This window comes from Rhizobium sp. B21/90, assembly GCF_019355815.1.
GTDB classification, from domain to species: domain Bacteria; phylum Pseudomonadota; class Alphaproteobacteria; order Rhizobiales; family Rhizobiaceae; genus Rhizobium; species Rhizobium rhododendri.
The window spans coordinates 659,656-681,290 of sequence record NZ_CP072162.1; the positions used below are offsets into that span (position 1 = coordinate 659,656).

At 62.6% G+C, this 21,635-nt stretch carries 23 protein-coding genes; 7 read left to right on the plus strand and 16 right to left on the minus strand.

The genetic code is table 11. From position 1 onward, the window contains the following. Window position 1 precedes the first annotated feature (1 nt). The gene (locus tag J5278_RS03120) at window positions 2-1,018 is read right to left on the minus strand and encodes a DUF2125 domain-containing protein (RefSeq protein ID WP_209185157.1); all 1,017 of its coding nucleotides are present in this window, start codon (window positions 1,016-1,018) and stop codon (window positions 2-4) included. 11 nt (window positions 1,019-1,029) lie between these two features. Here J5278_RS03120 and J5278_RS03125 point away from each other — a divergent pair, with 11 nt between their 5' ends. Beyond that, the gene (locus J5278_RS03125) at window positions 1,030-1,602 is read left to right on the plus strand and encodes a gamma-glutamylcyclotransferase (RefSeq protein WP_374108253.1); all 573 of its coding nucleotides are present in this window, start codon (window positions 1,030-1,032) and stop codon (window positions 1,600-1,602) included. 2 nt (window positions 1,603-1,604) lie between these two features. Here the strand turns inward: J5278_RS03125 and J5278_RS03130 are convergent, their stop codons facing one another. From J5278_RS03130 to ftsE, 4 genes are all read right to left on the minus strand, one after another. Then, entirely contained in the window at window positions 1,605-2,408 is an 804-nt protein-coding gene (locus J5278_RS03130) for a 1-acyl-sn-glycerol-3-phosphate acyltransferase (RefSeq protein WP_209185153.1), read from the minus strand. Window positions 2,409-2,494: 86 nt separating this feature from the next. Then, window positions 2,495-3,178: a YdcF family protein gene (locus tag J5278_RS03135; protein WP_240538980.1), complete on the minus strand. Its 684-nt coding sequence runs from the start codon at window positions 3,176-3,178 to the stop codon at window positions 2,495-2,497. Between the two features lie 115 nt (window positions 3,179-3,293). Further along, window positions 3,294-4,313 carry an ABC transporter permease gene (locus J5278_RS03140; RefSeq protein ID WP_209185151.1) on the minus strand — a complete coding sequence of 340 codons (1,020 nt, stop codon included), beginning with the start codon at window positions 4,311-4,313 and terminating at the stop codon, window positions 3,294-3,296. Beyond that, window positions 4,306-4,965 carry a cell division ATP-binding protein FtsE gene (ftsE, locus tag J5278_RS03145; protein WP_111219900.1) on the minus strand — a complete coding sequence of 220 codons (660 nt, stop codon included), beginning with the start codon at window positions 4,963-4,965 and terminating at the stop codon, window positions 4,306-4,308. The genes J5278_RS03140 and ftsE overlap by 8 nt, the downstream gene beginning before the upstream one ends. A 179-nt stretch (window positions 4,966-5,144) precedes the next feature. Here ftsE and J5278_RS03150 point away from each other — a divergent pair, with 179 nt between their 5' ends. The 3 genes from J5278_RS03150 to J5278_RS03160 all read left to right on the plus strand — a co-directional run bounded on the left by J5278_RS03150 (window position 5,145) and on the right by J5278_RS03160 (window position 6,973). Then, window positions 5,145-5,870, plus strand: a complete 726-nt coding sequence (locus tag J5278_RS03150) for a hypothetical protein (RefSeq protein WP_247749218.1) — start codon at window positions 5,145-5,147, stop codon at window positions 5,868-5,870. 67 nt (window positions 5,871-5,937) lie between these two features. Next, a complete protein-coding gene (hpt, locus tag J5278_RS03155; RefSeq protein ID WP_111219902.1) occupies window positions 5,938-6,480 on the plus strand; it encodes a hypoxanthine phosphoribosyltransferase in 543 nt (180 codons plus the stop codon). Between the two features lie 133 nt (window positions 6,481-6,613). Further along, window positions 6,614-6,973, plus strand: coding sequence for a response regulator (locus J5278_RS03160; RefSeq protein WP_209185150.1), 360 nt, complete (start codon window positions 6,614-6,616; stop codon window positions 6,971-6,973). A gap of 58 nt (window positions 6,974-7,031) precedes the next feature. Here J5278_RS03160 and J5278_RS03165 read toward each other — a convergent pair whose 3' ends face one another. The 4 genes from J5278_RS03165 to argH form a co-directional block, all read right to left on the minus strand. After that, window positions 7,032-9,725, minus strand: coding sequence for a TIGR02302 family protein (locus J5278_RS03165; protein ID WP_209187611.1), 2,694 nt, complete (start codon window positions 9,723-9,725; stop codon window positions 7,032-7,034). A gap of 251 nt (window positions 9,726-9,976) precedes the next feature. Continuing rightward, window positions 9,977-11,245, minus strand: a complete 1,269-nt coding sequence (gene lysA, locus J5278_RS03170) for a diaminopimelate decarboxylase (protein ID WP_209185146.1) — start codon at window positions 11,243-11,245, stop codon at window positions 9,977-9,979. Between the two features lie 14 nt (window positions 11,246-11,259). After that, window positions 11,260-11,454 carry a lipoprotein gene (locus J5278_RS03175; RefSeq protein WP_142824785.1) on the minus strand — a complete coding sequence of 65 codons (195 nt, stop codon included), beginning with the start codon at window positions 11,452-11,454 and terminating at the stop codon, window positions 11,260-11,262. Window positions 11,455-11,556: 102 nt separating this feature from the next. Beyond that, a complete protein-coding gene (gene argH, locus J5278_RS03180) occupies window positions 11,557-12,960 on the minus strand; it encodes an argininosuccinate lyase (RefSeq protein ID WP_209185145.1) in 1,404 nt (467 codons plus the stop codon). 23 nt (window positions 12,961-12,983) lie between these two features. Here argH and J5278_RS03185 point away from each other — a divergent pair, with 23 nt between their 5' ends. After that, the gene (locus J5278_RS03185) at window positions 12,984-13,649 is read left to right on the plus strand and encodes a TlpA disulfide reductase family protein (protein WP_209185143.1); all 666 of its coding nucleotides are present in this window, start codon (window positions 12,984-12,986) and stop codon (window positions 13,647-13,649) included. A 144-nt stretch (window positions 13,650-13,793) separates the two neighbouring features. Further along, window positions 13,794-15,164: a tetratricopeptide repeat protein gene (locus tag J5278_RS03190; protein ID WP_209185141.1), complete on the plus strand. Its 1,371-nt coding sequence runs from the start codon at window positions 13,794-13,796 to the stop codon at window positions 15,162-15,164. A 15-nt stretch (window positions 15,165-15,179) separates the two neighbouring features. Here J5278_RS03190 and J5278_RS03195 read toward each other — a convergent pair whose 3' ends face one another. From J5278_RS03195 to J5278_RS03220, 6 genes are all read right to left on the minus strand, one after another. Continuing rightward, window positions 15,180-16,061: a 3-hydroxybutyryl-CoA dehydrogenase gene (locus J5278_RS03195; RefSeq protein WP_142824788.1), complete on the minus strand. Its 882-nt coding sequence runs from the start codon at window positions 16,059-16,061 to the stop codon at window positions 15,180-15,182. Window positions 16,062-16,206: 145 nt separating this feature from the next. Next, entirely contained in the window at window positions 16,207-17,136 is a 930-nt protein-coding gene (locus J5278_RS03200; RefSeq protein ID WP_209185139.1) for an electron transfer flavoprotein subunit alpha/FixB family protein, read from the minus strand. A 22-nt stretch (window positions 17,137-17,158) separates the two neighbouring features. Then, window positions 17,159-17,908, minus strand: a complete 750-nt coding sequence (locus J5278_RS03205) for an electron transfer flavoprotein subunit beta/FixA family protein (protein WP_209185137.1) — start codon at window positions 17,906-17,908, stop codon at window positions 17,159-17,161. Window positions 17,909-18,082: 174 nt separating this feature from the next. Further along, window positions 18,083-18,661 carry a cob(I)yrinic acid a,c-diamide adenosyltransferase gene (locus J5278_RS03210; protein WP_209185135.1) on the minus strand — a complete coding sequence of 193 codons (579 nt, stop codon included), beginning with the start codon at window positions 18,659-18,661 and terminating at the stop codon, window positions 18,083-18,085. A 10-nt stretch (window positions 18,662-18,671) separates the two neighbouring features. After that, window positions 18,672-18,875, minus strand: coding sequence for a twin transmembrane helix small protein (locus J5278_RS03215; protein WP_209185134.1), 204 nt, complete (start codon window positions 18,873-18,875; stop codon window positions 18,672-18,674). Window positions 18,876-18,893: 18 nt separating this feature from the next. After that, entirely contained in the window at window positions 18,894-19,727 is an 834-nt protein-coding gene (locus J5278_RS03220; protein ID WP_209185133.1) for an SDR family oxidoreductase, read from the minus strand. Window positions 19,728-19,825: 98 nt separating this feature from the next. Here J5278_RS03220 and J5278_RS03225 point away from each other — a divergent pair, with 98 nt between their 5' ends. After that, complete coding sequence (locus J5278_RS03225) at window positions 19,826-20,740, plus strand: YihY/virulence factor BrkB family protein (protein WP_209185132.1); 915 nt, start codon at window positions 19,826-19,828, stop codon at window positions 20,738-20,740. On the opposite strand, the gene gluQRS is transcribed toward J5278_RS03225, so the two are convergent. Beyond that, the gene (gene gluQRS / locus J5278_RS03230; RefSeq protein ID WP_209185131.1) at window positions 20,705-21,586 is read right to left on the minus strand and encodes a tRNA glutamyl-Q(34) synthetase GluQRS; all 882 of its coding nucleotides are present in this window, start codon (window positions 21,584-21,586) and stop codon (window positions 20,705-20,707) included. The genes J5278_RS03225 and gluQRS overlap by 36 nt on opposite strands. Window positions 21,587-21,635 lie beyond the last annotated feature (49 nt).

Below are 21,635 nucleotides of genomic sequence, written 5' to 3' on the forward strand. Positions count from 1 at the left end.
CTCAGATCGGCGGGATCTTGCCGACCGGGATGAAGCCGCTAAGCGTGACCGCGCCGTGATCGACGGTGAGATCGACGGACACCTTGTCCTCGCCGGCGGCGAGCGCCTTCAGCAGCTTGCCGGCCATGTCCACCGTCTGCTTGGCGGCAGGGATCGCCTGCTTGATGCTGTCGCGCCAATGGCTGATCTGCTGGATCTCCAGCTTGAACTGGCCGGAGAGAAAGCCGTCGTCGTCGAAAGAGAATGGCCCTGACAGGGTCATGATACGGCCGTCGCCAATGTCGGTCGTTACCTTGCGCAGGATACCCGATGCGCCAAACAGGCCGCGCCCGTCCTTTTCGCTGCCGTCAAGCAGTCCTGCCTTGCCGGTCAGCGTCACATCGATCTCTGCGGCGAGTGCTGGAAGCTGCGGGAAATCCTTGATGACGGCGTTGGAGTTCTTCACCTCGAAGACGGCTTCGAGGTCTTCGCCGTTCTGGCGGACATGGATCTCCGTCTTGTCGGCAGTGAAATTCACCGTCTGGCCGGTTGCCGAGGAGACGACGGCGGTCTTGAGGCCGTTGATGGTGGTGGCGCCCTGCTCAATGCCGTTGCCCCGGGTGACCATGGTGGATTGCAGCGCTGCCCACTCGGAGGAGATGGTCAGCCCCTGCGACGTGCGGATCTCTGCCGGGGAATTAAGTTGCCACTCGATGTTGCCCGGCGCGTAGACGTGAGCCGAGGCGCTGAGGTCGTCGAAGGTGGCGGAGACACCCCGTGTGTGGTCGTCGACCTGGACTTTGGAGCAGGTCAGGCCGATGCGGAAGGGAAAGCCCTGCTGGTCGAGGTCCGTACACTGGCCGGTAAAGCCTGCCGCATCCTGTTTGCCCAGCGCCCGCAGGACATTGGTCTTCAGCGCCGAGGCGGCATAGAACCAGCCGGCGGTGTAGACTGCGGCCAGCAGGACGATGATCCCCAAAAGGATGAACATCCCCCTGAAGCCTCTGCCGGATCGCTCGCTCTGGCTTGACGCTGACATGATGTTCTCCAATGGTGCACAGCAATGCTGATGTGAGTATGGCTTTGGATATGGACGAATTTTGGGTGTTTGGCTACGGATCGCTCATGTGGAATCCGGGTTTCGCCTTTTTGGAACAAGCGGATGCCGTCATTTTCGGCTATCGCCGTTCGCTCTGTGTTTATTCCTGGGTGCATCGCGGCAGCGAGGCCAGCCCCGGGTTGGTGCTTGGCCTCGACCGTGGTGGCGCCTGCCGTGGCGTGGCGTTTCGGGTAGCCGACACGGATCGGGATGCAGTGCTTTCCTACCTCAGGGAGCGGGAACTGGTGACCAAGGTCTATCTCGAGCGCCTCGCTACGATCCGGCTTGCAGACGGCCGTCGGGTTACCGCCGTGGCTTATGTGGTCGACCGCCATCACAGGCAATATGCCGGCGCGCTCGATCCGCTGACAGCTGCCCGCATCGTCGATGTCTCCGTCGGCCAGTCCGGGCCAAACGATGCCTATGTGTTCAATACGCTCACCCATCTCCGCGAGGCTGGTATCCGCGATGCCTGGCTCGAGAGCGTCAATGAAGAAGTGTTGCGGTTGCGAGGCGCTGCCTGAGTTCAGCCGCTGGCCTCTGCCGACGTGGAACTGCGCAGGATTGCCAGTCTTTCGATGGCTGTTGGCGGTAGCGGCAGGTCCGGATTGCGGGCCACGGTTTCCAGCAGCAGCTCGTCGCTGGCAGCCTCGGTCACCTTGATCAGGTGGGCGAAAAAGGCATCGGGGTCCATGCCCGGCTGGATCGGGGGCAGGATGCGGACCTTGAAATGGCCGGGATAGCGACGAAAATCGCGGCGCGGCCAGAACAATCCGGGATGCATGGCGACCGGCACCACCGGCACATCGAGATCGCGATACATGCGGGCAATGCCGTATTTGTAGACGGGCTCGGCACCGGGCGGGCGGCGCGTGCCCTCGGGGTAGATGATCAGCTGTCGGCCTGCCGCCAGAACCTCGCGGGTGCGCCTGAGGACCTCGACCATCACCTTGCCACGGGCGCCGCGATTGACCGGGATCATCTGCTGCTTCTTGGCATACCAGCCGAACAGCGGGATCCATAAAAGCTCGCGCTTCAGGATATAGACGGGATCGTCGAGGTAGGGGAGCAGCGCAAACGTATCCCAAAACGACTGGTGTTTTGGCGCAAAGATGTAGCCGCCCTTCGGAATGTTCTCGAGGCCCTCGATCTCGAAGGTGGTGCCGACGATTTTCTCCATCAGCCAGACGCTGGATGTGGCCCAGGCCTTGGGAATGGCATAGCCGGCCTTGCGCGGCATCAGGAAATAGATGGGCGAAAGAACGATCATCCGGATGATCAGGTTCAGATAAAAGGCGGCATTGAAGAGGATCGAACGAAGGGTGATCATGAAGCTGTCCCGACACGCCTGGTGACGGCGTCTGATCCCGTGCCTACACGATATCGATCTCAATAAAAAGACGGCAGGCGCCGATGCTAGCCCTTGTGCTGCGCGTCGTCCTGCTCCTGCGAGCGAAGGCCTGCCGGGCGGGCAAAACCGAACAGATTGCGGCCACCGGTCAACAGTACCTTGGCGTATTCGGAGAGCATGGTGCGAAGCGCATTCGGGTCGGTAAACCAGGCTTTGGTCTTCAGGTCCGAGTTGACGACCGGATAGGGAATGAAATCCATTTCCGGGTCGGCATAGCGCAGTTCCGCTATGCTGCGCGGCATGTGGTAGTTGTTGGTGACCACCAGCACGCTCTTGTAGCCCTTGGCATGGATCCACTTCACCGTTTCGCTGGCATTGCCGATCGTGTCGATGGCGTCGTAGCCGATGTCGACACAGCAGGCGAAGAGATCCGGCGGCGTCTGTGTGGCCTTGGCGATCTGCTTGCGGGTCGTGGCGGGATAGGCGCCCGATATCAGGAGCCGGTTTCCGGCGCCGCTGCGCAGAAGCTCGATCGCCTGGTCGATGCGCTGGTAGCCACCGGTAAGCACGACGATGGCGTCGGCCTTTGGATCAAGTGGCGGCCGTAGGGTGGTGACCGAATCAGCAAAGCGAAGGAAGCCACCGAAAAGGATGGCGCCGGCAAGAATGGTGGCAAAGCCCGTCCACCGCATAATCCGACGGAAAACGCTGCGGCGCGGGGGATTTTCACCACCTGCTGCCTGCTGCATCGTCGCCGGATCGAGCGTGTTTCGTGTCATCTGTTCCATGGTTGCCAAACGTCAGTTCCGCCAGACTAGGGCTGTGTCCGGGCCGTTTGATGGCAGATCAGTCATAGTTTTAAGCTCAGGTCGCATTATCGCTCCTGCTCGGGTCCGATCGGATCTGGTCGATCTCGTAGATGGTTCGCATCACCGTAAACCGCGCGGTGACCGTCGTCAGCAGTGCGATGATTACCATGGTCGCGAAAATGCCGAGATAGCCGAGTGCGCCGACCGAGAAGGTGCCGAACAGCGCCGTGGCCTGGTCGGTCTGCGGGGTGGCGATCGTGTGGCTCTGCAGCAAGCCTGCGGCGGCAAAGAAAAGCGCTGCCAGGGCACTGCCGACCGCGGAGCCCTTGAAGCTGATTTTCAGGAAATGCTTCTGAAATTCCCTGGCAACGAAAGCGCTTTCGGCGCCGACGAAATGCAAGACCTCGACGATGTGACGATTGCCGGACAGTGCGCCCCGGGTGGCAAAGACCACCGTCAGCACCATAGCCGTGAACACCAGCAGCAGGATGCCGGTACCGATCATGACCGTGGTGTGGGCCATCGACACCAGCCGGTCGACCCAGGTGCGGTGGTCGTCGAGCGAGGCCTGCGGGATCGAGTCCTTCAGCAATGCGCGCATCGCCTCGAAATCCGGCGGGTGGGTTTCGTCGATGGTGACGATGACCAGCCGGGGCACGGGCAGTTCCTTGAGGTCGAGACCCGAGCCGAGCCAGGGTTCCAGCAGGCGGGCGGTCGCGGCCTCGTCGACGATCTGCCCGGTCTTGGTGCCGACAAAGGTCATGGCGATATCGCGGGCCTTGACCAGCGCCTTCTCCATGTCGAGGTCGTCGTCAGGCTTGATCTGGATCGTGATTTCGCGGGCGATCTGGCTTTCCCAACTGGCAGCCGTCGAGCGTACCATGCTGACGGCGCCGAGTGTCAGGCAGGCGAGGAAAGCCATGATGGCAATCACCACCATCAGCGCATTGCCCTGGATGTTCGAGGACGGAACGATCGGCCCAGTCGGGCGCACGCGCATTGCCGGCCGCCTCGCTTCGGCTGGCGTCTGCGCGTCCGGACGCGCCTGTCTGCTGGGGACATCAGGTTCAATCATAGATGTCGAGATGCCCCTCGGAGAGGATCATGCGTCGCGCCTCGACCTGGTCCATCAGCGTCAGGTCGTGGGTAGCGATGACGACGGCGGTGCCGAGCCGGTTCAACTCGAGAAAGAGATTGAGCAGCCGGCGGGCCATCGGCGGATCGACATTGCCCGTGGGCTCGTCTGCCAGCAGGATCTCCGGCCGGTCGATCAGTGCGCGGGCGATGGCGGCCCGTTGCTTTTCGCCGCCGGACAGAACCGGCGGCAGCACGTTGATGCGCTCGCCGAGCCCGACCCATTTCAGCAATTCGAGCACATCGTTGCGATAGGAGCTCTCGTCCTTGCCGCGCACCCTCAAGGGCAGGGCCACGTTCTCATAGGTGGTGAGATGGTCGAGCAGGCGAAAATCCTGGAACACGATTCCGACGCGTCGGCGCAGCAGCGGCAGTTCGCTGTGGGGAATGGCGGAAATGTCCCGACCGAACATGCGGATCAGGCCGCGTGTCGGCTGCAGCGACATGAACAGAAGGCGCAGCAGCGTCGTCTTGCCGGCGCCCGAGGGGCCGGTCAGGAACTGGAAGGACTTTTTCGGAATGTCGAAGGTCATGTCCCGGAGAATCTCCGGGCCCATGCCGTATCGCAAACCGACGTTTTCAAAATGAATCAACGGGCAGCCCAGTCTTCCGCGGTTTCGATCGCTGACTTGTTAACCAACAGGGTTAACGGACCGTAAAGTTTGCCGGCCCCAAGCTGCTTCGGCGACCATCTTTGCGAAGCATTAACCATTCAAATTTACTTCTAGGTGGGATTCCTTTCAATGGCCCGTTTGCCGGCGCCGATGAAACGATGTGGATCACCACAGAGGACGTCACCATGGGCGCATTTCGCAATCGCCACCATCAGACGGGACTGGCTTATGATCTGATCCCGCCCGAGGCGCAACAGCCAGCGCGATCACTTCGCCGTTTCGAGCGGTCGGATGATATCGTCGATGCCGAATTCGTCATCGTCCAGCCGGGTCGTGGCAGCAACTTTACGGCCCGCAGCGGTAACGACAATCACAGGCGCCATTATCCGCAGCCGCGCAAGGGCATGGCATCTGCCGCCCTCCTGTCGGCGGTCGTCTATTTCCTGCGCGCCGGCGAAAGCTGGCTGCAACGGGCGTCCGGTCGCAGCTTCGCGGTGTTGATCGTGGCGCTTTTCGTGCTGGTGTTCGGTCTGGTCGGCGGTTTTTCGGGCCTGGCGGAAGCGCCGGTGCGGGTCCCGCCGATCGCTGCATCACCCTTGCAGTTCACCCATGTCTCGCTGACGCCGCGCGATGCCAACGGCATGCATATTCTCGTGCTCAATGGCATCATCGACAATGTCACCGCCGCCGGTCGCTCCTTGCCGGAAATCCGGGCCGATCTCTATGATGGCAACCAGTTGCTGGCGAGCGTGATGATTGCGCCACCCAGCGAGCGGATCGGCGGAGGCGAGAGCCGTGGCTTTTCGGCGCGATTGCCGCACCAAGGGGAAAAAATGCCAGAGGTTCGGCTTTCCTTTGTCCAGGCGGGTGCCGACGGGCGGTGATTGTGCTAACGGCTGTTGCTCGAACCGGCGGGCCTTCCGCCGATGATGCCCAGGGAGCCTGCCGACCATGCCAGTCGTTCGCGGAAAAAACATCGAGCCGCTTTTCACCGCCGCGCAGATTGCCGCACGCAATCTCGAACTGGCCGCCGAGATCGCCAAGGGACCGACCAAGGACCTGCTGGTCATTGCCATCCTCAAGGGCTCATTCATCTTCGCCGCCGACCTGCTGCGGGCGCTGCACGATACCGGGCTGGCGCCCGAGGTCGAGTTCGTCACCCTCTCCAGCTACGGCACCGGAACAGTGTCGCAGGGTGTCAGGATCGTCAAGGATATCGACAGCGACGTGCGCGACCGGGACGTGCTGCTGATCGACGACATCCTCGAATCCGGCCGGACGCTGCGGTTCGCCAAGGAAATGCTTTATGAGCGTGGCGCCAGAAACGTCTCGGTGGCGGTGCTGCTCGACAAGAGCGTCAAGCGCCAGGAAAAGATCGAGGCCGAGTATGTCGGCTTCGAATGCCCGGATTATTTCGTTGTCGGGTACGGCATGGACGTCGCCTATGCCTTCCGCGAATTGCCTTTCGTCGGTGTCGTTACCGGCGACGCCTGAGCTATTTCGGGGCGCCTGTCACAGACGCCTTGTTAACCATGCGACCGGTTCTTCGACGTGCCGTTTACCGATCGCAAAGGAAAGTCTGGTGATTTCGCTGCCAGGGACATGACCGTCCGACGGAGCGATGCACATGGCAAGAATTCTAATCACCGAAGACGAAGATTCGCTGCGCCGGTTCGTCGCCCGCGCGTTGCGCATGGACGGTCACGAAACGGAAGAAGCGGCCGATGGCGCCGAGGGACTGGAGAAGCTGCAGGGCGGCGGCTTCGATCTGCTGCTGTCGGATATCCGCATGCCGGTAATGGACGGCATAGAGCTGGCCCACCAGGCGTCTTCGCACTGGCCGCACATGAAGATCCTGCTGATGACCGGCTATGCCGAACAGCGCGAACGCGCCGACGACCTGATGGAAAAGATCGTCGACGTTGTCTCCAAGCCCTTTGCCCTTCCGGACATCCGCAAGGCCGTTGCGCTGGCGCTTGCCGCCTGACGCCACGCCTCGCCACCCCCGAGGCCGATATCGGCTCGCATGGTGAGGGTCGCGTCTTCTACTGGATGTCGAGCAGCCGCTCCAAATAGCGCCGTTCTTCTTCCTGGGTCGGATTGTTGCCGAGTCGCTGGCGGATCGCGTCGAGGATTTCGCGGGCCCTCTGGGCGTCGATCTGGTCCGGGATCTTGGTGTTGCCGTCGTCGAGCGGACCGTTGCCGTCTGCCGTGGCGCGCCCAAGCGGATCCCGGCCTCCCGGATTGCCCTGACCCTGGCCCTGCTGCTGCCCCTGGCCTTGTCCCTGTTGCGCCTGCATCATCTGGTTGAGCATGTCGCGGGCACCCTGCCGCAGCGCCTCCAAAGCACGGCCCTGGCCCTGCGTCGCCTTCTCGCCATCGCCCTTGCCGAGTGCGCCGCCGGCGCCTTGCATTTCCCGCTGTGCCTGGCCGAAGCCCGGGCCCGGCTTGACGCCCATCTCCTCAAGACCCTTCTGCAATTCGCCGAGCTGCTTTTCCAGAGCGTTCTGCTGGTCCTTCAGGGCCTTCAGCGCATCGCGCAGCTGGTCTTCCGTCATGTCGTCTTCCGGCGATTGCGACTTCTGCTGGCCTTGGCCTTGCTGTGGATCCTGCGGTTGCTGCCCCTGCTGCGGCTGCTCTTGTCCCGGCGGCGGCTGCCCCTGCGGGCCCGGCATCGGCTGGGCAAAGGGGTCCATATCCTCGTTCGGATCGCCGCTCTGCATCTTGTTGCGCATGGCCTGGTCGAGCTTGAAGGTCTTGTCCATCAGCTTCTGCTGCTCGCGCAGGATCTGGCCGAGCTTGTCCATCTGCTGGCGGCCCTTGCTGTCGTCCTTGCCTTGCTGCTGCTGTCCCTGCTGCGGTCGGCCTGCCTGCATGTTATTCATCATCCGCTGCAGTTCGGACAGCATCTGCTGGGCCGCATCGCGGTTGCCGGAGCGGGCAAGGTTCTCGATCTGGTCCATCATCCGCTCGAGATCCTGCTGGCGCAAAACCCTCGCATTCTTCTGGTTCGGCTGGTTTGGCGCGTTCTGCATGCGCTGCGCCAGCTCCTTCATGTAGCCGTCCATTGCCTTGCGCAATTCGTCGGTGAGCTTCTTGATCTCTGAATCCGGAGCGTTGCGCTGCAGCGCCTCCGAGAGTTTCTGCTGGGCGTCGCGCAATTGCTTCTCGGCATCCGAAAGCTGTCCGTTTTCCATGCCGAGCGCGATCTGCCAGAGATAGTCGGCGGTATCCTTCAGAGACGCATCGTCATGGGCAAGCCGCATGCGTGCCTGCGCCGATTGCAGCAGCAGGTAGTGGGTGAGGTTCGGCACGGTCTCGTCGGCGCGGATCGTCAGCGCTTCGTTCAGTTGGATCGCATCCGGCATCTTGCGGGTGTCGAGCGTGAACACCTGCCGCTGCTCGGCAACGGCACCGGCCAGCGGTTCGTTGAAGTTGCGGGCCGGCATGGTCATCTCGTGCGGCGGGCTGCGGCCGGTCTGGCCGGCGCCATCGCGGGCAACCAGCGTGATCCAGACGCGTTTTCCGGCCAGCGGATCCTGGGTCAGGTCGTGGCTGCCCAGCCCTTTCACGTCCTTGCGATTGCGGCGGGAGAACTCGAACTTGTAGTCCGGCGCCGCATAGAGCGGCGTTGCCTGCGGGTCGGCATCGACGGGTACGATTTCAGCGTGGGCTTCGTCCACGCCGTAGTCGTCCTTCGCCTTGAAGCCGATTTCGAGGGCTCCGTTGACGGTCGCGTGCGGCAATCCGTCGAAGACGATTTCCGGCGGCTTGTCGGCGAGCACGTTGAACGCCCATTGCCGGCCGTTGACCGAGAGCGTGCCGCCCTTGTCGAGCTTCATCTGATGGGTCCGCGCCGCAGCTTCGGTGGTATCGGCAGCGGCAGGCGGCGTTTGAGCCGCGGGCGAACCCGCCTTGGCAGCCGGCGCATCCTCCTGCAAGGCAACCTCGGTCCCGCTCTTGCTACCGGTGTCCTGGAACAGCACCGTTTCGCTGCCGGCACCGCCGGTGACGCGGACTGTCAGTTCGGAAAATTGCGGGACGGAGATCGCGCCGGCGGCAGTGGCTGCCGTGCCCGTCAGGTAGACGGGCGGCTGGACTGTGTAGGCGGGCGGGGTCACCCAGGCGTCGATGCGCAGGTCGGGGGCGTTGGTTGACGCCAGAGGGTGGTCGAAGGCGTCGCCCAGCGTGCCGGCGCTGTTCGACATCGAATAGCCGAAGGCCACCGCCAGCAGCAGGGCCGGGAGGGCACGCAACGCATAGGGGTCGTGGCGGGCGATATCGGGGCGCGGCAGGCCGGCATCGAGGGATGCGATCCGTTCCGCCATGCGTGTCTGGTGTTCGCGCCAGAGGGCTCGCGCGAACGGCGTCTCGAAGGCAGGTTCGTCCTCCTGCACCGCGACCGGCTGATGCGACAGGCCGTTGCGCTCTTCGAGCAACCGGTCGGCATCGAGAGCGGTCGGCCAGCGCAGGCGGCGGAACGGAATGAAGGAGGCGACGAGCGCGATGATGAAGATGCCCAGCAGCGCCAGCCTCGGGACAGTCGGCAAGATACGGAACAGACCGAACCATGAGGCGGAGACATAGAGGGCAGCCACTGATGCCAGGGGCAGCAACATCGGCAGCAACTGCTCGGAGACGAGTACCGCTCTTGCCAGGAAACGCTTGGTCGCGACCAGGCGTGCGAGCGCCGGCCGGGAGGCAAAAGCGCCTTTCCTGTCTTTGCTGGCATTGGTCATCGGTTCGCTGTTCCCCGAACTGGTGTTGCTGGCCGACGCTTATCCCCGGGGCGAAGATTTGCTCCGGCGACCCTGCGCCGCCTGAAAACGCCCCACATCGTCATCGCCGTTCCCAGGGGGCGGCGCCCATGGTCCGGCGCCTCCGAGGAAGCAGCGCTTGCGGAAGGATAGCATTCTTTGTGGCGAAGACGAGGGCGTGCGACGACAAAGCCGGTTTTTCCATGCGTCTTTGCTTTAATTCGAAGACGGGATCAGGCAAGCCAGGCCGGCAGGGAATCGAGGTCGATCAGGTCCTGATAGGTCTGGCGCGGTCTGACGACATGGAATTCGTCGCCCTTGACCAGCACTTCGGGCACCAGCAGCCGGCTATTGTAGGTGCCGGCCTGCACGGCACCGTAGGCACCGCCGGAGGAGACAGCCAGCAGGTCGCCGGGCTTCGGCATGCTCATCTCGCGGTCGAGCGCCAGGTAGTCGCCGGTCTCGCAGACTGGGCCGACGACATCGGCCTTGATGCGCGGCGCGCTGGCGGCGGTGACGACGACCGGGCGGATCTCGTGATAGGCCTCGTAGAGCGTCGGGCGAATGAGGTCGTTCATGGCGGCATCGACGACGACGAAGCTCTTTTCGCCGCCATCCTTCACATAGATCACCTCGGTGACGAGGATGCCGGCATTGCCGACCAGCAGGCGGCCCGGCTCGGTGACGATGCGGCAATTGAGCTGGCTCAGCTCGTTCTTGACGATCTCGGCATAGGCGTCAGGCGATGGCGGCGGATTGTTGTCGTCATGGTAGGGAATGCCGAGCCCGCCGCCGACGTCGACGTGGTGGATGGCATGGCCTTCGCCGCGCAGCGTCTCGACGAGTTCGCGCAGCAGCTTGAAGGCCGCCTGGAAGGGCTGCAGTTCGGTGATCTGGCTGCCGATATGCATGTCGATACCGGTGACCTCGATGCCCGGCAGGGTGGCCGCGCGGGCATAGACAGCCCGGGCACGCTCATAGGAGATGCCGAACTTGTTTTCCTTCTTGCCCGTCGAGATCTTCGCATGGGTGCGCGCATCGACATCGGGGTTGATGCGGAAGGAGACCGGCGCCTTTTTCCCGGCGCGGACGGCGCGCTGGTTCAGGACTTCCAGTTCCGGCTCGGATTCGACGTTGAAACAGTAGATGCCGGCCTCGAGAGCTGCATCCATCTCAGGCGCGGTCTTGCCGACGCCGGAAAACATGATGCGTTCCGCCGGAATGCCGGCGGCCAGCGCCCGTGTGAGCTCGCCGAGGGATACCACATCGACGCCGGCACCGAGGCGGCCCAACGTCTTCAGCACCGCCTGGTTGGAATTCGCCTTCATCGCGTAGCAGACCATGGCATCGACGCCGTGGAACGCTTCCGAAAACACCCGGTAATGCCGCTCGAGCGTCGCCGTGGAGTAGCAGTAGAAAGGCGTGCCAACCGTCGCGGCGATCTTCGAAACGGCAACGTCCTCGGCGTAGAGAACGCCGTCGCGATACTGGAAATGGTTCACGGCGGTGGCCTGTTCTAAAGAAGCGGATCGAGGATGAAAGGCTTGTCGGCCGTACCCGGTTGCTTGGTCGGCTTCGAGGTGTCGCCGCCCTTGGTGGCGTTGACGCTCGGCGGATCGAGATCGCCCTTGCGGCCGCACGCAACGGTGGCGAGACCCATGAGCGAAAGCACGAGGGTCATGCGGATGATGTGCGGCACGTTGATTTGCATCGATTTCCTCTTGAGGCGCGGCGTCGGGCAGGCAGACCTTCATAGCGAAGTTTCAGTGCTTTGTGCACCCTGATTGTTGCGTTGCGGCTTGCGACCGTCCAGTCAGTTGCGGGCGCGCCAGTAGGCGATCTGCTTGCGGACTTCGGAGGGCGCGGTTCCGCCGAAGCTCTTGCGGCTGGCAACCGAGGCTTCGACGGTCAGAACGTCGAAAATCTCGGCCGTAATCGCCGCGTTCAGGGCCTTGAGCTCGTCGAGCGAAAGTTCCGCCAGTTCGCAGCCCTTGCTTTCCGCCAGCGCCACGGCGTGGCCGGTGACATGGTGGGCGTCGCGGAACGGCAGTCCGGCCTCGCGGACCAGCCAGTCGGCAAGATCGGTGGCCGTCGAATAGCCGGAGCCGGCCGCCGCCTTCATGCGGGCGACGTTGACGGTCATGTCGCGGACCATGCCGGTCATGGCGGCAATGGCCAGTTCCAGGCTCTCGGCGGCGTCGAAGACCTGTTCCTTGTCTTCCTGCATGTCCTTTGAATAGGCGAGCGGCAGGCCCTTCATGATCGTCAGCAGGGCTACCAGCGAGCCGTTGATGCGGCCGGTCTTGGCGCGCACCAGTTCGGCGGCATCGGGGTTCTTCTTCTGCGGCATGATCGACGAGCCGGTTGAAAATGCGTCGGAGAGGCGCACGAAGCCGAATTGCGGCGTCGACCAGATGACGATTTCTTCGGCCAGACGCGACAGGTGCATGCCGGCGATGGCGGCAATCGACAGGAATTCGAGCGCGAAGTCGCGGTCTGAGACCGTGTCGATCGAATTGCGGGTCGGCTCGCGGAAACCGAGTGCCTTGGCTGTCATGTGGCGATCGATCTGGAAGCCGGTACCGGCTAGCGCCGCAGCGCCGATAGGCGATTCGTCCATGTGCTCGATGGCGTGGCGCACGCGCGAGCGGTCACGGCCGAACATCTCGACATAGGCCATGCAGTGGTGACCGAATGTCACAGGCTGCGCGGTCTGCAGGTGGGTGAAGCCGGGCATGACGGTATCGGCATGTTCTTCGGCGCGGTCGAGGAAGGCGGCGATCAGGCCGGTCAGCGCCTGTTCGCAACGCTGCAGCTCTTCCTTCACCCAGAGGCGGAAATCGAGCGCCACCTGGTCGTTGCGCGAGCGGGCGGTGTGAAGCCTGCCGGCAGCGGGGCCGATCAGCGTTGCCAGCCGCGCCTCGATGTTCATGTGGATGTCTTCGAGCTTGCGGGAAAATTCGAAATTGCCGCTCTCGATTTCTGACATGATCGTGTTCAGGCCGTGAACGATCTTGTCTTTGTCCTCGGTCGAAATGATGCCTTGATGGGCAAGCATCGTGGCATGGGCGACAGAACCGCGGATGTCCTGCGCAAACAGCTTCTTGTCGAAACCGATGGATGCATTTATCTCCTCCATGATGGCGGCGGGACCGGACGCGAAACGTCCGCCCCACATCTGGTTGGAGGCGCTGGTGTCGTTGGTGTCGTCAGCCATGAGATGCCTATCTGGAGAACGAAATGACAGCAAAAAAGCCGTTCGGTCTGCCGTCTTTGAAATTGGTCCTGATCGCAGCCGTTGCCGGCGTCGTCGCGGGTGCGGCAGCGGTATACGTGAAGCAGGCGGGGTCTGGCAATGGGACGACCGAAACCGCCGCTGCCGGCGACTGCCAGCCGGCCAAGGCCAAGGGTGCTGCGCTGACCCCCTTCACCAAGGGCCAGGTCGCGGCGATGGTGGGAGCCCAGCAGCCGCTGTCGTTGCAAGGCGTTGCCTTCAAGGGGACTGACGGCCAACCGCTGTCGGTCGCGAATTTTGCCGGCAAGACCGTGCTGCTCAATCTCTGGGCCACATGGTGCGTTCCCTGCCGCGAGGAGATGCCGGCGCTGAACGCGCTTCAAAAGCAGATGGGCAACGACAAGTTCGAGGTCGTGGCTGTCAACATCGACACCGGCGACGACGAGAAGCCCAAGACCTTCCGCAGCGACAACGGCATCGATACGCTCGGCTACTACCGCGACAACAGCATGGGCGTCTTCAATGCGCTGAAGAAGCAGGGCCTAGCCTTCGGCCTGCCGGTGACATTGCTTCTCGACGGCAAGGGTTGCCTGGTGTCGGCCATGAACGGCCCGGCCGCCTGGGACAGCGAAGACGCCAAGGGGCTCATCAAGGCCGCTACAGCCTTGTAAGCGTATCTGCAAAAGGCTTGCCCGGCTCCTGATCCGCCTGCGCTGCGGGTCGGGCTCTATCATCGATAGCATCACCCTGGAGTAAGGCCCGCTCTTTAAAGTCGTGGCATTGCCCGTCATTTTCTTTTGTTGAGAGCCATACCGATGAGCCAGCCCGAGGCGGATTTTTCGCAGCACGTTTCTACCATCATGGCACCGATGATCGGCCTGTCTGCCGAGGACGAGGCCGCTGCATGGTTGAAACGCGGAAATTTTCTGCAGCGAATGGGACAGTTCGCCCTCTCTATCGAGGCCTATGACAAGGGGTTGGCCCGCTTGCCCGGCCACATCAAATGCCTTTGCAACAAGGCGCAGGCGTTCGAGCAACTTGGCCGTAGGCTGGAGGCGCTGGAGACCGCACAGGCGGCTTTGCGTCTCGATCCCGAAAGCCAGGAGGCGCTGCTTCTGTGCGGCACTTTCGAGCTAAGGCTCGGCAATGCGGCGGGAGCCCATGCCTGCTTCCTCACCGTTGCCGAGAAGGGAGTGGTGCGCAACTATCCGGCCGCGCAGAAGCCGGCCAGATTTCGCATCCTCATGCTGTTTTCGCCCGAAGCCGGCAATACGCCCTACGAGGATCTGATCAATGGCGGGCGCTTCGACAGCGAGGTGATCATGGTGCTGCGCGGCTATCGCAATGATCCCGATGTCCGTGACCCCCGCGTCGATGTCGTCGTCAACCTCGTTTCCGAAACGGATTTCGGTCTCGATGTCATTGCCTCCGCCATCGATCTTGCGGATTCGCTCCAGAGGCCGGTGGTCAACCATCCCCGGCTGATCCTGGGCACGGATCGCGAATCGATCTCGCGCCGGCTCGTCCATGTTGCGGATACGGTGATGCCGGCGACGGTGCGCATCGATGCCGGCGATCTCTGCCGCCGCGTGCGCGACCAGGCCACGCCATCCCTACCGGTCATCGTCCGCCACGCGACCACCCATGGCGGCGAGATGATGGAGCTTGTCGACAGCCCGGAAGCACTGCTGGATTTTGCCGAGGAAGCCGGCGAGCGCATGCTCTACCTGACGGACTATGTCGACTACCGCTCCGCCGACGGACTGTTCCGGAAGTATCGCTTCCTGTTCGTCGGCGATGAAATTCTTCCCTACCACCTGGCAATCGGCGATGGCTGGAAGGTGCATCATGCGTCGACCCGGATGGGCGATGTGGAGTGGATGCGGATGGAAGAGCAGGCGTTCCTTGCCGATCCGGCCAGCATTTTCGGAATATCGGGTATGGCAGCACTGGAGACCATTCGCCGGCAGGTCGGTCTCGATTATTGCGGCATAGACTGTGCGCTCGATGCCGAGGGCAGGGTGGTCGTCTTCGAGGTCAACGCCTCGATGCTGATCCATAACGACAACCCGGGGTTCGAATACAAGACGCCCTACGTGCTGGCGATAAAGGCCGCCTTCGAGCGTCTACTGGAGCGGCGGGCAAGCGAGTACCGGGTTATGACGGGGAGACCAGCTATCGCCTGAGACAGCGGATGGTTCCTAGCGCGTCGGGACCGGCACTTCGCCACGGTAGTCATAGAAGCCGCGGCCTGACTTGCGGCCGAGCCAGCCGGCTTCGACATACTTCACCAGTAGCGGGCAGGGCCGGTATTTCGAGTCCGACAGGCCGTCATGCAGCACCTGCATGATCGATAGACAGGTGTCGAGGCCGATGAAATCTGCCAGTTGCAAGGGGCCCATCGGATGGTTGGCGCCGAGCTTCATCGCGGTGTCGATGGCATCGACGGTGCCGACGCCTTCATAGAGCGTGTAGATCGCCTCGTTGATCATCGGCAGGAGGATGCGGTTGACGATGAAGGCGGGGAAATCTTCCGAAACGGTGAAGGTCTTGTCGAGGGAGCTCACATAGTCTCGCGCCACCTTGAAGGTCGCTTCTTCCGTGGCGATGCCGCGCACCAGTTCGACCAGCTTCATCACCGGGACCGGGTTCATGAAATGGATACCCATGAAGCGTTCCGGGCGGTCTGTAGACGCGGCAAGCCGGGTGATCGACAGCGACGAGGTGTTGGTGGCGAGAATGGCGTCCGGCTTCAGCACGGCGCAGACCTGTGTGTAGATCTTGCGCTTGACGCTTTCTTCCTCGGTGGCAGCCTCGATGACCAGATCCATGGGCGCCAGATCGTTGACATCGGCGGAGCCGGAAATCAGCGCCAGCGCGGTCTTGCGATTGTCATCGGTCAGCTTGCCCGATGAAACCTGGCGGGCGAGGTTGCCGTTGATGGTCGCCAGCGCGCTTTCGATGCGCTCCTGCGAAAGGTCGTAGATGTGGACCTTGTAGCCGGCAACTGCGGAAACCTGAGCGATGCCGCAGCCCATCTGGCCGGCGCCGACAATACCGATCGCGTTCAAAATCGTGCTCATCGCCCACTCCTTGGTCGGCGCATTTCATTGATGCGGCCCGTCCGTTTATAAATAATGCCGGGCCATCTCTAGCCCGGCATTATTGATAGACTGATAAGAGCGAAGTTTCCAGTCGTCCGCATAGGACAAACGGGCTCCGGTCGGCTCAAAGCGCCTTTTCAAGTTCCGGCAGAAGCTCGAACAGATCGCCGACGAGACCGTAATCGGCCACCTGGAAGATCGGTGCTTCGTCGTCCTTGTTGATGGCGACGATGACCTTTGAATCCTTCATGCCGGCGAGATGCTGGATGGCGCCGGAAATGCCGACTGCGATGTACAACTGGGGTGCAACGACCTTGCCGGTCTGTCCCACCTGCCAGTCGTTCGGTGCATAGCCTGCATCGACCGCAGCGCGCGATGCGCCGACGGCAGCACCGAGCTTGTCGGCAAGCGGCAGGATGACTTCCCGGAATTTCTCCGCCGAGCCGAGCGCCCGGCCGCCGGAAACGATGATCTTGGCCGAGGTCAGTTCCGGACGGTCAGAAGAAGACAGCGCATTGCCGACGAAGCTCGACAGGCCGGGATTGGCGACAGCCGAGATGGCTTCCACCGCAGCCGAGCCGCCTTCTTCCGCCGAAGCGAAGGATGCCGTGCGCACTGTGATCACCTTCTTGGCGTCGGTCGACTGGACCGTCTGGATGGCATTGCCGGCATAGATCGGCCGTTTGAACGTATCCGGTGAAACGACCTCGATGATTTCCGAGATCTGCGCGATGTCGAGCAGCGCTGCAACGCGCGGCAGGACATTCTTGCCAACCGAGGTGGCAGCCGAGATGATCGTGTCGTAGCTGCCGGCCAGCGAGACGATCAGGTCAGCCAGAGGTTCGGCAAGATTGTTGGCGAGATCGTCGCTTTCGGCGAGCAGTACCTTGGAGACGCCGGACAGCTTTGCAGCAGCGTCGGCCGCAGCCCGGGCGCCCTTGCCTGATACCAGCACATGGATGTCGCCGCCGACTTTAGCCGCGGCGGTCAGGGTCTTGGCGGTCTGGTCGGAAAGGCTGACATTGTCGTGGTCAGCCAGAAGAAGAATGGCCATTTTGGATCGTCCTTTCCGTAAGTTAGAGCACGCCGGCTTCGTTTTTGAGCTTGTCCACCAGTTCGGCGACCGAGGCAACCTTGACACCCGCCTTGCGACCGCCGGGCTCTTCCGTCTTCAACACCTTGAGGCGTGCTTCAGTCGAGACACCGAAATCGGCTGGCGTCTTCTTGTCGAGCGGCTTTTTCTTGGCCTTCATGATGTTTGGCAGCGAGGCATAGCGCGGTTCGTTGAGGCGAAGGTCAGAGGTGACGACGGCTGGCAGCTTGATGTCGATGGTCTGCAGTCCGCCATCGACTTCGCGGGTGACGGTGGCCTTGCCATCGCCGATCTCGATCTTCGACGCGAAGGTTGCCTGGGCGATGCCCATCAGGGCTGACAGCATCTGGCCGGTCTGGTTGCTGTCGTCGTCGATTGCCTGCTTGCCGACGATGATCAGGCCGGGCTGCTCGGCTTCGGCAACGCCCTTCAGGATCTTGGCGACGTTCAGTGGCTCGACGGCATCGTCGGTCTCGACCAGGATGGCGCGGTCGGCGCCCATGGCGAGCGCCGTGCGCAGCGTTTCCTCGGCCTTGGCCGGGCCGATCGATACGACGACCACTTCCGTTGCCTTGCCGGCCTCGCGCATGCGGAGCGCTTCCTCGACCGAGATTTCGTCGAACGGGTTCATCGACATCTTGACGTTGGCAAGCTCGACGCCTGTGCCATCCGGCTTGACGCGGATCTTGACGTTGTAGTCGACAACCCGCTTCACGGTTACGAGAATTTTCATGCAATCCTTCCTTCAACTGGTCGCCCGGAAAATGCGCTTTTTAGCGCCAATCCATTTGTCGATTGGCGACATCGATACGCGTTTTTTCTCCAAATACAACGCTTGCCCGCCGCAATAGGTCGATTTTGCAAGGCTTGCGAAATCGTCGCGGCGGAGCGGATGCGGGAACCGCCGTCAGCGGTTCTTGCCCGGTATCCAGAGCACGTCGGCACGACCGTGGTCGTTAGCGTGCCTTGCCGCTACAAACAGGAAATCGGAGAGACGATTGATGTAGTGCAGCGCCGGGGCGCTGACGCGCTCGCCCTCGGTGTGCGCCAACTCCACCATCAGCCGCTCTGCCCGGCGCGCGATCGTGCGGGCGAGATGCAGGTGGGCCGCTGCCGCGTTGCCGCCGGGCAGTACGAACGAGGTCAGCGGCTGAAGCTCGCCGTTGAGGTAGTCGATGTCGCGCTCCAGCCGCTCGACCTGCGTATCGATGACGCGCAGCGGCTCCCATGCCGGAGGCTCGTCAGTTTCCGGCGTCGACAGGTCGGCACCGAGGTCGAACAGGTCGTTCTGGATCGCCATCAGCATCATGTCGAGCACAGGCATGGTGTGGCTGTGCAGCCTTGCGATGCCGATTGCCGAATTGGCTTCGTCGATGGTGCCGTAGGATTCTACGCGCAAATCGTGCTTCAGCCGGCGCGGTCCGCAGACCAGTCCCGTCGTGCCGTCATCGCCTGTCCTGGTGTAGATCTTGTTGAGTTTGACCATGGTTTTCGCCTTAGGTAGGTCGCCCGCCGCCGGTCAGCCACAGGGTCAGCATGATCAGGATGATCGCTACTGCCTGCAGGAGGATGCGCATCTGCATCAACCGGTTGGACAGGCTTGGATTGTCGCCGCGCGTCATGTTGAACAGGCCGCGCACCAGAACGATGGCGACGAGGCCCATGAAGATGATCGCAAGAACATAGGTAAAAGTAGACATCGAACTGATCCTCCCTCCTCAATCGAACCGACGCATCAGGCGGTAGAAGAGATCGGCCGGCAAAAGCCGCTTCAACCACGCTCCCTGCCTGGCAGGGGTCGTTACCAGATAATGCGGGTGAGGCCTCCTCGCCTCCAGCGCATGCTTTAGCACAGAATAAACGGCCTCGGGACCGAGTTTGTGACGATTGACGGGGCCTGTGCCATTCAGTCGCGCCAGCTGCCGGCGGTATTCGGCTGCATGGGCCGAACCCTCGATATCGATATTGGCTTCAAAGCGCGCCAGCGCCGTCGCCGTGAACTGCGAGGCAATCGGCCCGGGCTCGATCAGGCTGACATGGATGCCCGATCCCTGCAGTTCCATCCGCATGCTGATGCTCAGTCCCTCCAGCGCAAATTTGGAGGCCGTGTAGGCGCCGCGAAACCGGTAGGGGATGAGGCCGAGGATCGACGAGCACTGGACGATGCGACCCTGTCCGCGCCGGCGCATCAGCGGAATCACCTGCCGCGTCAGCTCGTGCCAGCCGAACAGGTTGGTCTCGAATTGTTCCCGCAATATGTCCGTTGGCAGGTCCTCGACCGCGCCGGGCTGGCCATAGGCGCCATTGTTGAACAGCGCATCGATGCGTCCGCCGGTGCGCGCGGCGACCGTTTCAACCAGCGCCGTGATGGTTGCGGTCTGCGTATAGTCCATGACCAGCGCCTCGATGCCGTCGGTCTCGAGCGGGGCAAGGTCGCTGTCTTTCCGGACGGTCGCAAAGACCCGCCAGCCATCGGCCTTCAGTGCCCGGGCGCAATAGGCGCCGATACCGGTCGAACAGCCGGTAATGATGATGACGCGGTGATCCATCATGCAATGATTCCTGTACAAAGCATTCGTCGTTTCCCATATTCGCGGCGACGATACAATCAACTCACCCACGGTCGCCGACCGGGCACTGCGGAGATGGAATGCAGACGGTTCTTCGTACGCTCTACAAGGTGGTCTACGACGCGATCTTTCACTTCATCGAGGACGACGGCTTTGCGATGGCGAGCCACGTCGCCCTGTCGACGCTTCTTGCTGTCTTTCCCTTTCTCATCTTCGGCACCGCGCTGGCGAGCTTTCTCGGTGCGAGCCAGTTTTCCGGCACGGCCATCCATCTCATCTTCGACACCTGGCCCGAGACCATTGCCAAGCCGCTCGCCGACCAGCTGCTGCAGGTGCTGACGATCCCGCGCGGCGGGCTGCTGACCGTCTCCGTGCTGGCCGCCGCCTATTTCGCCTCGAACGGCGTCGAGGCGCTGCGCATCTCGCTCAATCGCGCCTACCGCGTGCCTGAAACGCGGCCGTGGTATTTCACCCGGCTCGCCAGCCTCGGCTATGTGCTGATTGCGGTGCTGATCTTTGCGGCGATCAGCATCCTGCTGCTGGCCGTGCCTGTGGTGCTCGACTACATCCGGGCCAAGCTGCCCTGGCTTGCCGATACGCTGGATATCGTAGCCAGCTGGCGCATCTACGGCACGCTGTTTGCGCTCACCGCCGGGTTGCTGATCGTCCATCTCTGGTTGCCGGCCGGGCGGCGCAAGGTGCTTGATGTCGTACCGGGCGTACTTCTGACCCTGCTGTCGTGGCTCGCGGGCGCGCTGATCTTTGCCTATTATCTGCAGACCTTCGCCAACTACACCGCCACCTATGCGGGGCTGGCGTCTGTTATGATCGTGCTGGTGTTTCTCTACATGGTCGGTGTGATCTTCATCATCGGTGCCGAGATCAACGCGGCGCTGATGAAATTTCGCGTCCGCCGGATGATTGCGCGCAATTACTACGGGCTGGATGCCGGCAGCCCCTCAAAGCCCGATCCGTCGGCGGATATCCGCCGGTGACAGGCCTTCTTCCCTGAGCGCTGCCAGACCGACGGCACCGAAGCTCTTCGACAGCTTTCGCCCATCGGGATCGGTGATCAGCCGATGATGATGGTAGAGCGGCTGCGGCAGGTCGAGCAGGGCCTGCAGCAGGCGGTGGATGGAGGTCGCGGCGAACAGGTCGAGACCGCGCACCACATGGGTTATCCCCTGCGCGGCATCGTCGACCACGACGGACAAATGGTAGCTGGACGGCGCATCCGACCGCGACAGGACGACATCGCCCCAAACTCCGGGCTCGGCCGCTATCTCGCCGCGCGGGCCGTCGCCGCTTTCCATCCACGACAGCGTCTGCGGGACGACGGCAAGCGCCTTCGTCATGTCCAGCCGCCATGCATGTTTCTCGCCGGCGTCGATCCGGCGGCGTTGTTCGGCGTCACTTCGGTCGCGGTCGTCTGCCGGGTAATGCGGCGCGCCATCGGGATCGCGGGGCCAGGGCCGGCCGGCTTGCTCGGCCTCGCGGACCCTCTGGCGAACCTCGCCGCGCGTCATGAAGGCGGGATAGACAAGGCCGCGCCCGATGAGCGTGGACAGGGCGCCCTGATAGCTGTCGAAATGTTCCGATTGCCGGCGCACCGGACGTTCCCAGTCGAGCCCCAGCCAGTCGAGATCCGAGAGGACTGCGGCTTCCAGCTCCGGCGTGCATCGGGCGAGGTCGATGTCCTCGATCCGCAGCAGGAAACGGCCGCCGGCATCCCTCGCCATGTCGTGGTTGAGGATCGCCGACAGCGCGTGGCCGAGATGCAGCGGCCCGTTCGGGCTCGGTGCAAAGCGGAAGGTCGGCTTTTGACGGGGCGGGTCGATCATGCTTTCTTCTGCCACGATTTCCGGGCTTCGGCCAACAGGAGTGAATATC